This is a genomic window from Enterobacter sp. PL1 (assembly GCF_945957325.1).
GTDB lineage: Bacteria > Pseudomonadota > Gammaproteobacteria > Enterobacterales > Enterobacteriaceae > Enterobacter > Enterobacter roggenkampii.
The window spans coordinates 23,547-36,254 of record NZ_CAMFKT010000033.1; the positions used below are offsets into that span (position 1 = coordinate 23,547).

Genomic DNA, 12,708 nt, shown 5'->3' on the forward strand with positions numbered 1-12,708 from the left:
AGATGTAATGAAAGATGTCTCACATCGTGAATCGTTCGCGTTCAGCGCCCGGGTGCTGGGTGCGCTGTTTTATTTCGCGCCAGACAGCGAGCAGGCCGCGCCGCTGGTGCAGGCCCTCACCGCAGGCGAATGGGTTCAGGACTGGCCCCTGCCGCCAGGAACGCTGCAGCCAATCGCTGACACCTTTGCCGCGTCTGCCGATGAGCCGCTGAGGGACGCCTGGCAACGGCTGTTTATTGGCCCTTACGCCCTACCCGCGCCACCATGGGGCTCCGTCTGGCTTGACCGCGAATCCGTGCTGTTCGGCGACTCGACCCTCGCGCTGCGCCAGTGGATGCGGGAGAACGCTATCGCATTTGAAATGCAGCAGAATGAACCGGAAGATCACTTCGGGACTTTGCTGCTGCTGGCGGCATGGCTGGCCGAGAACGGCCGCGATGAGGAGTGTGCTCAACTTCTGGCGTGGCACCTGCTGCCGTGGAGCACCCGCTTCCTGTCCGTGTTTGTCGACAACGCCGGGCATCCGTTTTATACCGCGCTGGGTAAGCTTGCGCAGCTGACGCTCGCGGACTGGCGATCCGGGCTCCTTATTCCGGTTGCGGAAAAGACGCTGTATCGCTAAGGGGTGTGGCTTGCTCGCGGGTAGCGGGCAAGCAGCACTCAGAAGATAGCGTTTAAAAATTCATATCGAAACATGAGTCATGTTAAGATTGATGATATATAATGGCCTTTCCTAAAAAAATGATGCTATCTGTTGATACATACAAAATAAAAAAATGACTGGAAAACACCCTTCCGTAAATAATTTTAAAAGGCTACTTATAACAGCCATAACATTTACCATTTTAGGTGCATGGATCTGGTATATGTCATGGACAACAAGCATCTCCAATTATACCATTTTGCAAGAATCGGTTCCTGAATTGACCACGTATATTTCTGTTGGAGTAGCGATTGGCGCGCTTTTGGTTATACGCGCTTTTTTTGTGCACGCTTTTAACCAAACTTTAAAATACTTTGCCAATACTTTCTTATGCGGTTTTTGCCTTGGGTTTGTATTGAGCTTAAATGGTTATGATATTTATGTCTATCTCTTCCCGGACAAAATAATTGGCTATGAATCTGAATATGAGGTTGTCTTTCCGGGGCCTTCGAGAGGTAAGCATGGCCATTGTGAAGCGGGTCTCTGGTTAAAAGATCAGAACACCAACAGATGGATTCAGCTTTGTACAAACAAAGAATATCTGCACAGCCACCGTAAGCAGGGAATGACTGGGGTGTGGGTGACAGCCCGTGTGAATAATATTGGAAGTTACATTGTGAGTTATGAGTTTATTTATTTGTAGGCACGACCCTATCTATTTTTGTTCCGGTGAAAATGAATGGCGCTCAAGGCCCGCTCCTTGCTTATAGCCGTCAGCCTGATACGTCGCACCAGAGATTGCGCATTCACAGCGGAGAAACCGGCTATGGGCAGGGTCATCTCAAAATCGAATCAGGGTAAATCTCATTCATACCCCCACATTTAGTGGTGGATACGTGACGACTGTTCCTCTATTCTGCTTTTTCAGCGAGCAAGCCGGAGTCATTTTTAGTGGATAATCCCATACTTCAGAAAACCATCATTATCTTTATTCTCATCCTGTGGGTAATTGTGAGTGTTCCCTGCCTGCCAGTAGCATGTGCTACAAGCCTTTCACCACAATTTGGTTATGTATCACCGACTGATTCCCCCTCACTCGCACTCTCTTTGCTTTGAATGAACCGAAGTGCCAGGTAGAGGTCTGGCGCCAGAATCATGTCATCATCATTCATTGTTGGCCGACTGTCTTTAAACCAGCGTGTTAACTCCGTTTTCCTGCCCGCAAGAATTAATTTAATCTGTCGGCCTTTCAGGTCACGCTTTAACTCATTAATGGTTGCCAGGACACTGATGTCTGAATAGGTGAAGCAGGCAACGGCATCAATGACCACCCATTTAGGTTGTATGGCTGCCCCATCAACCAGGTTCAATACCCGACGTTTAAAATAAGCCACATTAAAATAGGTCAACGGTGAGTTAAATCGATACATCAGCACGCCCGGGACCATTTTTATATCGGTGGTATTCCCTAACGAGTGAATCATTCCCTCTTCGTCAGTGCCCAGCAGGTGCTCAGAGGGGCGAAACACCGTACGAAGGAATTGTAATAACCCAAGCAACACCGCAAGGCCAATCCCCTGGATAACGCCGATAATTAACACACAGCCAAACGTGAAGAAGGCCAGGCGAAAGGCCTGTTTATTTCTGCGCCTCAGGTTCCATAGTCCACGTAAATCAATCAATGACCACGATGCATACATTAGAACAATCCCTAACGCAGATAGCGGAATGAATTGTAATGGCTGTGTGAAAAACAGCACGACGATACCGATGATTAAGGCGGCGACCACGGAAACCAGCTGACTTTTCCCACCAACTGAATCATTCACCGCGGTCCGGGAATCGGCGCCACTGATAGCAAACCCCTGAGATAACCCCGACATAATGTTCGCAATACCCAGAGCCCGGAATTCTGCATCCGCATTAATTTCGTAGCCATTTTTTGCGGCAAAACTGCGGGCGGTCAGCATCAGACTGACAAAACTGACCAACGCCAGGTTCAGCGCCGGGATCACCAAATCACGCATCGGCCCCGGCTGGAACGCCCCCCAGTGAACGATGGGTAAACCAGGCTGGAAGCCTTCTCCCCCTATCGTGGCAATCCCATACTGTTGTGCAGAGGTCACCCATACCAGTGCCGTTGTTATTACAATGGCGATTAAAGGTGCTGGCCACTGGCTGCGATACGTTTTGATCACCATTAAAATAATTAACGTAAAAAGGGATATTCCTACGGTTAATAAATGGCTATCTGAAAGTCGACCTGGCAAGGCGATTATTTTTTCAATAACCTGCGCTTCATCAAGCTTAATCCCCAACACCTTGCCTAATTGCCCGACAATAATCGTCACGGCTACGCCATTAAGTAAACCGGTAAGAATGGGATGAGAAAGCAGATCGGCAAGCGCGCCCAGCCGAAATTTACTGGCAAGCAAACACCACCCGCCCATCATCAATGTCATGACGATCGTCAGCTGCCAGTGCAGTTCGGGGTTTCCTGCAGAAAGCGGAAATACGACGGCCGCGATCACCGCGCAGGTTGTGGCATCTGGGCCCACAATAAGCTGGCGTGAAGAGCCAAACAGTGCGTAAGCTATCATCGGTAAAACGCAGGAATAGAGCCCTACAATTGCCCCCACCCCCGCCAGCTCAGCGTAAGCAATCGCAACAGGGAGCGCTACGGCCGCAACGGATAACCCGGCTTTAACATCATTCTTTAGCCAGCTTTTATCGTAGGCCAACAAATTTTGTAGCCCTGGCATGTAGTTTAACAACAGTTTTCCGAACACATTATTCTCCGGACAGAGATATTACTCGCGCCATGTTGGCACATTTCTTAGTGAGGTTCTGGTTTTCAAATGCTCCGGACGGAGGCCGACACTGTTGCGAATCTAATAAAACGTTAACTCTTTTATAATTCTGACTGATGTTAAACGTAGTTCAGATACTGCGGCTTAACCGGGGTTGGCCGTGCCGGATGCCGTGATGCATGCAAGTGATGGAATAAATACAATGGTCAATATCAATAAGTCTCGTTAATCGCTAATGTTGAATCATTTTGGCATAGATAGCAGGTTGTTACACACCATGAGATTGAGACAGTCCATCACTCTTCCCGTCACCCAGTAGTACCGCCCCGCCATCTTAACCGGAGCGGCTCATATACGTCGTTATCACATGCTCAAAAACTGTATGTCACCTTCAAACTCCCCGTCGGCGACGTTTTACGATGCACAATCGGGCTATCGCCCGCATCCCCCGTCAGCTGCGTCACGCCCGCAGAGGCAAGCACGCTCCAGCGAGCGGTGAGCTTGTGGGTCCAGTCAAGGTTCATCGACCAGGCATAAATCCCGGCCCCGGCGTCATGTCGGGCAAAGCCCGATGCGGCCGACTGGGCGGCGCTGACCCCATAGTACGTCTGCATATACTTGTCGGATCCCCAACTGCCGGTCAGCGCCATCGTCACCTCATTTTTGGGTGAGGTGTAGAACGGGCTGGAAATGCCGAAATGTACCGCTTCACCGTTGTCCCTTTCTGAAACCGGTACCTCAGCCTGCAGCTGCAGATTCAGCCAGTCGGTCACCTTGTACCCCAGCCCGGGTACCACGATAGCCGAGCCTTTAATCTCACCCATGCCCCGCAGCTCGTCGCTGCCGGAGCTGATGGAATCGCTGCTCACGTCTTTATCTTTACGGCCAACTCGATAGCTCAGCGCTGCGCTGTAATCCAGGTTGCCAACATTGTTACCATAGCCGATCCCTCGCGTGGTGCCGATAAAGAAGCCATTTGCCATGGAATAATCCACTACCTGAGCCGCTGAGACGCGGGTTTTCTCTGAACCCGAGTAGCGCGGCCCCACATCCACGCCGCCCCCCAGGGTTAAGACGTTACCCTGGCGCTGTTCTTCCGCCAGTACAGGCGTAGCCAGTAACGCCAGAACGACGCCCGGCACGAGGGTTTTCAGGCAGCGGCCCGAAAGTAAATGAGGGAACGTATGACGCAGTTCGATATTTCTCATTAAGGAAGTCCTTATGGATGCAAATGATGACGATGCAGGCGGTTAAACGCCGGAACGCCCATTTTGAAGCGTGACCCTAAGGTTCTTATGAGCCGAAAATGAAGAAAGACTGAAGCGCGCGCGGGTGCTGTCATCCGGACAGATTTCCTGCTACCGTTTTTTTCTTAAGAAATTCTTCATTCACGGTTGATACCGTTACCAATGTGAAAATTCTACTTATCGAAGACGACCTGGATCTCGGCAATGGCGTACGTATCGCCCTCTCAGATCAAGGGTTTGACGTTATATGGGTTCGCCGTAAAGAGGATGCGCTGCATCAGCTTGACGTCTGCGTGCCGGAACTTATTTTGCTCGACCTGGGGCTGCCCGACGGCGATGGCATGAGCCTGATGACGCGTTTGCGCCAGCAGCTCAAGGGGATCCCCGTCATCATCCTGACGGCGCGAGGAACATTGCAGGATCGCCTGTGCGGGCTGGATGCCGGCGCGGACGACTATCTCGTCAAACCCTTTATTCTCGCCGAGCTGCTGGCGCGAGTGCGAGCCCTTGCGCGGCGCAGCTACGGTTTTGAGAATGAGGCGATAGAAATTCGCGGGCTCTCTCTTCATGTCCCGACGCGCCGCGTGACGGTGAGTGCCCGCCATATCGATTTGACGGCCAGTGAATACGCGCTGCTGGAAACGTTGATGCTGCGCGCGGACCGCGTGCTGACACGACGGTTTCTGGAGGAAAGGATATTCGGCAACAAAGAGAACCTCAGCAACGCGCTCGACGTGCATATGGGAAATTTGCGGCGGAAAATCGGCGACGGCTATGTGCGAACGGTCCGGGGCGTCGGGTACGTCATTGATACCGTCTCCATTCAAAAGGTGAGCGGTTAATGCAAAACGTCTGGTATCACCTGAGGCGCCCGACGCTGGTGCGCCGAATTATCATCGCCCAGATGCTGCTGCTGACCCTGCTGTGGTGTCTTTTTCTAACCTTCATTCTGTGGGAGGACCTGCGCAGCCCTCCCATCCTTACGGGCAGTAAAACGTACGAAACCATTTTTACCCTGGTTGAGCGTATGGACGGACGTCCGCAGGATCGTACCGCCGTGCTGGAAGCCTTTAGCCAGGCCCTGCGGGAAGGTTACGGCGGAGGGGAAGATCCCGTGCTGTCGATTAACATCATCGTTCGCAAGAATAATGCCGTTATTTTTGCCTCCGACGGTGCACCCGCGGGGATAACAAACACCCGGTTCGGAGAACTGGAGCACGTCCAGAGTGAAGATCGTACCTGGACCAGCCGCACCCTTAAATCCCCTCACTCTGACGTTGAGGTCACCCTCTTCACGCCAGCCAGCGGCTGGAACTTCTTTATCTATCTGAACTCTCGCGGGTACTACATCCTGCCGCTGCTGGTCTGCTTCCCGTTTCTGCTGTTTCCCGCGTGGCTCTCAATCCGCATTGCGATGCGTCCATGGAATAAGGTGGTCAATGAAATTACGTTACGCACGCCGGACGACCTCTCCCCTTTAAGAGCCGTACCGAAGCACCGGGAGCTTCGCCAGATGGTGGACGCGATCAACGACTTCCTTGCCAGGGTGCGTGAAAGCGCGGAAAGGGAGCGAGTTTTCATCGCGGATGCCGCGCACGAGCTGCGTACCCCCCTCGCGGCGATGCGCATCAACGTGGAGGCGCTGCAGTCCTGGGTCATCAGCGAAAGCCAGCAGGAGCTGCTTGCCGGCGTGATCCGCAGCAACAGCCGCGCCGCGCGCCTCGTCAATCAGCTGCTGCTGATGATGCACAGCGAAGCGCGCATTGATACGGCGATGGAACCCGTGCCGCTGACAACGCTTATTCAGGAACGAATGGCCGAGCTGGAACCGCTAGCGTCTGCGCGCAAAATTGAGCTGGAATTCTTTGCCGAGGATGACGTCTGGATCCACGGCGTAAGGGAACGCCTGGTGTCGCTGATTGATAATCTCATTGAGAACGCCGTGAAGTACAGCCCCGAGGGCGGGCGGATTCAGGTCGACGTGAGCGCCTGCGATCGCGTCGTTCAGCTGCGCGTCTCCGATGCTGGCCCGGGTATTCCGGATGAGCTGCAGGAGCGCGTGTTCGACCGCTTTTTCCGCGATCCCAATCAGGTGCAGAGCGGCAGCGGGCTGGGGCTTGCCATCGTCAAAGCGGTGGCGCAGCAGCACAACAGCAGCGTAAATCTGAGTACTTCTGCAGAAGGTGGCCTCCTGGTCACAGTTGACTTCCCGAACCGCACGTTTAGCTAAAGCAGAACAGGGGGTTTGATCGCAAATGCCGCAGATTGCTTCAAAATAATTACCGTATTTGTTATATTGTTGTTTATTGCTTATTCACCTCTGCGGTGCCAAAAAGAACAAGATTCACCGCAACCCAGGACAGAGAAATGTTAGATTACCGCTTCCCGACAGCTTTGCAGATGGTTCTCAGCGTAGCGATGGCGGAGCAATTGGGTGAACGTTCGACAAGCGCGATTCTGGCCTACGGTCTGGAAGCAAACCCGAGCTTCATCCGCAAATTGATGGTTCCGCTGACGCGAGACGGCATTATCGTCTCAACGCTTGGCCGTAACGGCTCCATTCATCTTGGTCGCCCGCCGGAAGAGATCACCCTGCGCGACATCTACCTTTCGGTCATCGAAGATAAAAAACTGTGGGCGTCGCGCCCTGACGTACCGGCCCGCTGCGTGGTCAGCGCTAACGCCTGCTGGTACTTTAAATCGATTTCCGAAGAGGCCGAGCAGGCGTCGTTAGCGGTACTGGAGCGCCATACCGTGGCTAGCGCCCTGGAAGCGGTTAAAAACGCCGACAGCAGCGGATGGGATCCGCTCCCCGATCTCATTGCCCAGTATCAAAAAACGTCATAACGTTTACCTGATGCGAAAAAAAACCGCCTTCACTGTGAAGGCGGTTTTTTATTATCAGCAACGTCCCTACGCGGGCAGCACGTCCCTTTCCTCTTTTTTGCCGCGCGTGACGAACTTACGCAGCGTCACGTAGAACACCGGCGTCAGGAACAGACCAAACAGCGTCACCCCCAGCATACCGGAGAACACCGTGATCCCGGTGACGCCACGTACTTCTGCGCCCGCGCCGTGGCCGAGGATCAGCGGAATGGTCCCGGCAATAAAGGCGATGGAGGTCATCACAATCGGGCGTAAACGCAGGCGGCACGCCTCCAGCGCGGCCTCCATGATGCCTTTACCCTGAATTTCCAGCTCGCGGGCAAACTCCACGATAAGAATGGCGTTTTTACAGGCCAGCCCCATCAGCACCACCAGCCCCACCTGCACGAAGACGTTGTTATCGCCCCCGGTCAGCCAGACGCCAAACAGCGCGGAGAGCATGGTCATCGGCACGATGAGGATCACCGCCAGCGGCAGCGTCCAGCTTTCATACAGCGCCGCCAGGACCAGGAACGCCAGCAGCACCGCGACCGGGAAGACGATCAGCGCCGTGTTGCCCTGGGTGGCCTGCTGGAAGCTCAGATCCGTCCATTCAATGTTCATCCCGTTCGGCAGGATCTGCTTAGACATCGCGTCCAGCTGCGTCATCGCCTGTGCAGATGAGAGCACGCGCGGGTCGGCATCGCCAATCAGGTCCGCCGCCGGGTAGCCGTTGTAACGGATCACCGGATCCGGCCCGTAGGTGGTCGTGATGTTCACCATACTGCCAATCGGCACCATTTCGCCCTGGCTGTTGCGGGTACGCAGATTCGCAATATCTTCCACGCTGTCGCGGAACTGCCCGTCAGCCTGCGCCATCACGCGCCAGGTACGCCCGAACTGGTTGAAATCATTGACGTACGACGAGCCCAGATAGGTTTGCAGCGTCCCGAAAAGATCGGTCAGCGACACGCCCTGCGCTTTCGCCTTGTCGCGGTCAACCTGGACGTCCAGCTGCGGAACGTTAGCCTGGTAGGTTGAGATCGGGAAATGCATCCCCGGCGTCTGCATGATTGCACCGGACATGGTGTTCACCGCATTTTGCAGCGCGCCATAGCCCAGACCACCGCGGTCCTGGATGTACAGGGAATAGCCCGACCCCTGACCCAGCCCTAAAATCGGCGGCGGCAGGATGGAGAAGCCAAAGCCCTGCTGGATTTGCGCGATTTTCGCGTTAATTTCCGCGTTAATTTCCGCCGCGGAATGTTTACGCTGGTCGAACGGCTTCAGACCGAAGAAGACCGTCCCGGTATTCGGCGTATTGGTGAACTGCAGCGCATTCAGTCCCGGAAACGCGACCGCATAGTCCACGCCTTCGGTATTCATCCCGATTTCGCTCATTTTGCGGATCACCGCATCGGTGCGGGCCAGCGAGGAGCCTTCCGGCATTTTCACGCCGCCAATCAGGTACAGCTTGTCCTGCGTGGGAATAAACCCGCCGGGCACCGCTTTAAACATGACGCCTGCGGCACAGAGCAGCAGCAGGTAAACCACGAATACCGCACCGCGCCGTCCCAGCGTTTTGCCCACCAGCCCCTGATAGCCGTTTGAACTGCGGAGGAAAAAGCGGTTAAACGGACGGAAAATCCAGCCGAACAGACGATCGATAAGCCGGGTCGGGAAATCTTTCGGCGCGCCGTGGGGCTTTAACAGCAGTGCCGCCAGCGCCGGAGAGAGCGTCAGCGAGTTAATCGCTGAAATCACCGTCGATATCGCGATCGTCACCGCAAACTGCTTGTAGAACTGGCCGGTAACGCCCGACAGAAACGCCATCGGCACAAACACCGCGCACAGCACCAGCGCAATCGCGATTATCGGCCCGGACACTTCACGCATCGCCTGGTGCGCGGCCGCAAGCGGCGCAAGCCCCTCTTCGATATTTCGCTCGACGTTTTCCACCACCACGATGGCGTCGTCCACCACGATACCGATGGCCAGCACCAGCCCGAACAGGCTGAGGGTATTCAGCGAGAAGCCCAGCAGGTAGAGAATGCTGAAAGTACCCACCACCGACACCGGCACCGCGATCAGCGGAATGATCGACGCGCGCCAGGTTTGCAGGAACAGAATCACCACCAGCACCACCAGCACCACGGCTTCCAGCAGCGTTTGCACCACCGCACGGATCGAATCACGCACAAAGACCGTCGGATCGTAAGGTGCCGCCCACTTCATGTCTGCCGGGAAGCGCGTGGACAGTTCGTCCATTTTCGCACGCACCGCGTTAGACAGATCGATGGCGTTCGCCCCCGGCGACTGGAAGATACCAATCCCGACCGCGTCTTTATTGTTCAGCTGGGAACGCAGCGCATAGCTCCCGGAGCCCATTTCAATCCGCGCCACGTCGCGCAGGCGGACGACCGTACCATCCTGCGTTGTTTTCAGGACAATATTGCCAAACTCTTCTTCGGTATGCAGGCGGCCCTGGGCGTTAATGGAGATCAGGAAGTCGCTCTCTTTCGGCAGCGGCTCGGCACCAAGCTGACCGGCGGAGACCTGTACGTTTTGCTCCTGCATCGCCGTGACCACGTCCGAGGCGGTCAGCCCGCGCGCCGCCACTTTATTAGGGTCCAGCCAGACGCGCATCGCGTACTCGCCGGAGCCGAAAATCTGGATCTGGCCGACGCCGGGCAGGCGCGCCAGCTCATCCTTCACCTTCAGCGTGGCGTAGTTGCGCATATACAGCGAATCGTACTTACCGTTTGGCGAAAACAGATGCACCACCAGCGTCAGCGTGGGCGACTGCTTCTGGGTGGTAATGCCCAGACGCCGCACGTCCTCCGGCAGACGCGCTTCGGCCTGCGCGACGCGGTTCTGCACCTGAACCTGCGCCTGATCCGGGTCAGTCCCCGGACGGAAGGTCACGGTGGTCACCAGCACGCCGTCCGAGCCCGCGACGGATTTCATGTACATCATGTTCTCGACGCCGTTGATCGCCTCTTCCAGCGGCGTCGCCACGGTCTCGGCAATCACTTTCGGGTTGGCGCCCGGGTACTCGGCGCGCACCTGCACGCTTGGCGGCACGACGTCAGGGTATTCGCTCACCGGCAGCAGCGGGATGGCGATTAACCCTGTGATAAAAATCAGAATCGACAGGACGGCAGCAAAGATCGGCCTGTCGATAAAAAAGCGGGAAAAGTCCATGGGTTGGATTCTCAGGTCAAGGGATCAGTTGAGGGCGCTGGTGGCGGTCATGGCAACGGTTTTGGCGTTAACCGGCATGCCCGGCATAAACACTTTCTGTAAACCCTCGACGATGACTTTGTCGCCAGGGTTCAGCCCCTGCCGCACAATGCGTAAACCGTCTGCCAGACGACCCGGCGTAATGTCGCGACGCTGCGCTTTCCCCTCTTTATCCACGATATAAACGTATTTACGATCCTGATCGGTCAGCACCGCCTTGTCGTCGATAAGCGTAGCTTTGAACTCCGCGCTGCCCGGCAGGCGTACGCGGGCAAACAGTCCCGGCGTGAACTGACGCTGTGAGTTATCCAGCAGCGCGCGCATGCGGATGGTCCCGGTGCTCGGTGTGAGCTGGTTATCCAGGAAATCCACTTTGCCCTGATGGGGATAGCCCTCCTCGCCCGTCAGGCCAATCTCAACCGGCAACGCCGTGTGATTGCTGGACGCCCCCTGCCCGCTGCGGGCCAGGTTTTGATAGTGAAGGTAGGTTGACTCGTCCACGTCAAAGTAGACGTACACCGTCTTCTGCGAGACCAGCGTGGTGAGGACGCTGGCGGTATCGCCCGCAGTCACCAGGTTCCCGCTGGTGATCAGCGCCCGGCTGGCGCGACCGTCGATAGGCGCGGTCACTTTGGTGAAGTCCAGGTTGAGCTGGGCTGCGTCAACCGCCGCCTGCGCGGCGCGAATATCGGCCTGCGCCTGAACGGCAGCCGAGCGGCGCTGCTCCCACTCTTCCCGTGAGACCAGATGGGTATTGATCAGCTTATCGGTACGGTTAGCCTCACTTTGCGCCAGGCTGGCCTGCGTTTTAGCTCTCGCCAGGTTCGCCTGCGCCTGTTCCAGCGCGGCGCGATAGGTACGGTCATCAATGGTGAACAGCACCTCGCCCTTTTTCACTTCCTGGCCGTCGGTGTAATTCACCTTATCAATGTAGCCGGACACGCGCGGGCGCAGCTGAACGCTCTCCACCGCTTCAATCCGGCCGTTAAAGCTATCCCACTGGCTAATCGATTTCACCACCACGTCAGCGGCACTCACGGCAGGCGCAGGTGGCGCGGCATTTTGCGCGACGCTGTTATCGCATCCGACGAGCAGCACGGAGAGCAACATGGCCCCCAGCGCGCTCAGATGAGAATTACCCCAGGTTTTTTGCAGGCTCATTATTTTTATTCCGATAATTGTCGCCACCGGGCAAGACGCAGCAGGAGGCACCGCGCCACTTCCTTTGTCCGGGGGCTGTCTTAAGGCCATTTGTGTCGTTCATCGCCACAAAACTGTAACAGTTGCGAATACACTATTCGCGGCGATTGTAGGAAGGCGCTTAACTAAGTGCAAGAATAATTGTTGCACTTTATGTGCTATTTGAGTGGATGTGAAAAGACCCGTTTCGGTCAGGGATTTAAATGCAACAATAAAACTTGCAATTACTGCAAAAACGCGCCACCTTTAAATGCAACAGACAAAGATACTTTTTTCTACGCTGCGTGGGGGTAATCAGATGAACACTGGCGCATTTATGCACGATTTACTCGACTGGATCGACAACAACCTGGACAGTCGTCTGGACATTGAGACCGTCGCCAGGCGATCCGGCTATTCAAAATGGCACCTGCAGCGCCTGTTTAAAGAACACACGGGCTATCCCCTCGCCGGGTATATTCGTGCGCGGAAGCTGCAAAAATCGGTTGAACGGTTAACCCACAGCGACGAACCGATTCTGAACGTGGCGATCGCCCTGGGCTTTGACTCCCAGCAGTCCTTCAACCGCAGCTTCAAGCGTCAGTATGGCCAGGCTCCTGGGGCATGGCGGCGCAGCATGGGTGGCCCGGAAACACAGCAATTTCGCCAGTAATGCATATTTTGCTGCAATGTCGATCTGTTGCTGCTATACTGTATATAA

At 55.3% G+C, this 12,708-nt stretch carries 10 protein-coding genes; 6 read left to right on the forward strand and 4 right to left on the reverse strand.

Features of this window, described 5'->3' with window-relative positions; genetic code table 11:
* Positions 1-7: 7 nt before the first annotated feature.
* Both dmsD and N6P30_RS21590 read left to right on the forward strand, forming a co-directional pair.
* Positions 8-622 (forward strand): Tat proofreading chaperone DmsD, encoded by a 615-nt coding sequence (dmsD, locus tag N6P30_RS21585; protein ID WP_023292557.1) that lies wholly within the window; start codon positions 8-10, stop codon positions 620-622.
* Positions 623-776: 154 nt separating this feature from the next.
* The gene (locus tag N6P30_RS21590; RefSeq protein ID WP_032651686.1) at positions 777-1,346 is read left to right on the forward strand and encodes a hypothetical protein; all 570 of its coding nucleotides are present in this window, start codon (positions 777-779) and stop codon (positions 1,344-1,346) included.
* A 364-nt stretch (positions 1,347-1,710) separates the two neighbouring features.
* On the opposite strand, the gene N6P30_RS21595 is transcribed toward N6P30_RS21590, so the two are convergent.
* A complete protein-coding gene (locus tag N6P30_RS21595) occupies positions 1,711-3,432 on the reverse strand; it encodes a SulP family inorganic anion transporter (protein ID WP_032663607.1) in 1,722 nt (573 codons plus the stop codon).
* Between the two features lie 392 nt (positions 3,433-3,824).
* Positions 3,825-4,661 (reverse strand): MipA/OmpV family protein, encoded by an 837-nt coding sequence (locus N6P30_RS21600; RefSeq protein ID WP_023292561.1) that lies wholly within the window; start codon positions 4,659-4,661, stop codon positions 3,825-3,827.
* A gap of 203 nt (positions 4,662-4,864) precedes the next feature.
* On the opposite strand from N6P30_RS21600, the gene N6P30_RS21605 reads away from it, so the two are divergent.
* The 3 genes from N6P30_RS21605 (at position 4,865) to N6P30_RS21615 (ending at position 7,547) form a co-directional block, all read left to right on the forward strand.
* Positions 4,865-5,542: a response regulator transcription factor gene (locus N6P30_RS21605; protein WP_021241213.1), complete on the forward strand. Its 678-nt coding sequence runs from the start codon at positions 4,865-4,867 to the stop codon at positions 5,540-5,542.
* On the forward strand, positions 5,542-6,930 hold the full coding sequence (locus N6P30_RS21610; protein ID WP_023292562.1) for a sensor histidine kinase: 1,389 nt from the start codon (positions 5,542-5,544) through the stop codon (positions 6,928-6,930). Before N6P30_RS21605 ends, N6P30_RS21610 begins: the two co-directional genes overlap by 1 nt.
* 137 nt (positions 6,931-7,067) lie before the next feature.
* Positions 7,068-7,547 (forward strand): RrF2 family transcriptional regulator, encoded by a 480-nt coding sequence (locus N6P30_RS21615; RefSeq protein ID WP_008502426.1) that lies wholly within the window; start codon positions 7,068-7,070, stop codon positions 7,545-7,547.
* Positions 7,548-7,613: 66 nt separating this feature from the next.
* Here N6P30_RS21615 and oqxB read toward each other — a convergent pair whose 3' ends face one another.
* On the reverse strand, positions 7,614-10,769 hold the full coding sequence (oqxB, locus tag N6P30_RS21620) for a multidrug efflux RND transporter permease subunit OqxB (protein WP_021241210.1): 3,156 nt from the start codon (positions 10,767-10,769) through the stop codon (positions 7,614-7,616).
* 24 nt (positions 10,770-10,793) lie between these two features.
* The gene (locus N6P30_RS21625) at positions 10,794-11,969 is read right to left on the reverse strand and encodes an efflux RND transporter periplasmic adaptor subunit (RefSeq protein ID WP_023292563.1); all 1,176 of its coding nucleotides are present in this window, start codon (positions 11,967-11,969) and stop codon (positions 10,794-10,796) included.
* Between the two features lie 337 nt (positions 11,970-12,306).
* Here N6P30_RS21625 and N6P30_RS21630 point away from each other — a divergent pair, with 337 nt between their 5' ends.
* Positions 12,307-12,660, forward strand: a complete 354-nt coding sequence (locus N6P30_RS21630; protein ID WP_032676801.1) for a helix-turn-helix domain-containing protein — start codon at positions 12,307-12,309, stop codon at positions 12,658-12,660.
* Positions 12,661-12,708 lie beyond the last annotated feature (48 nt).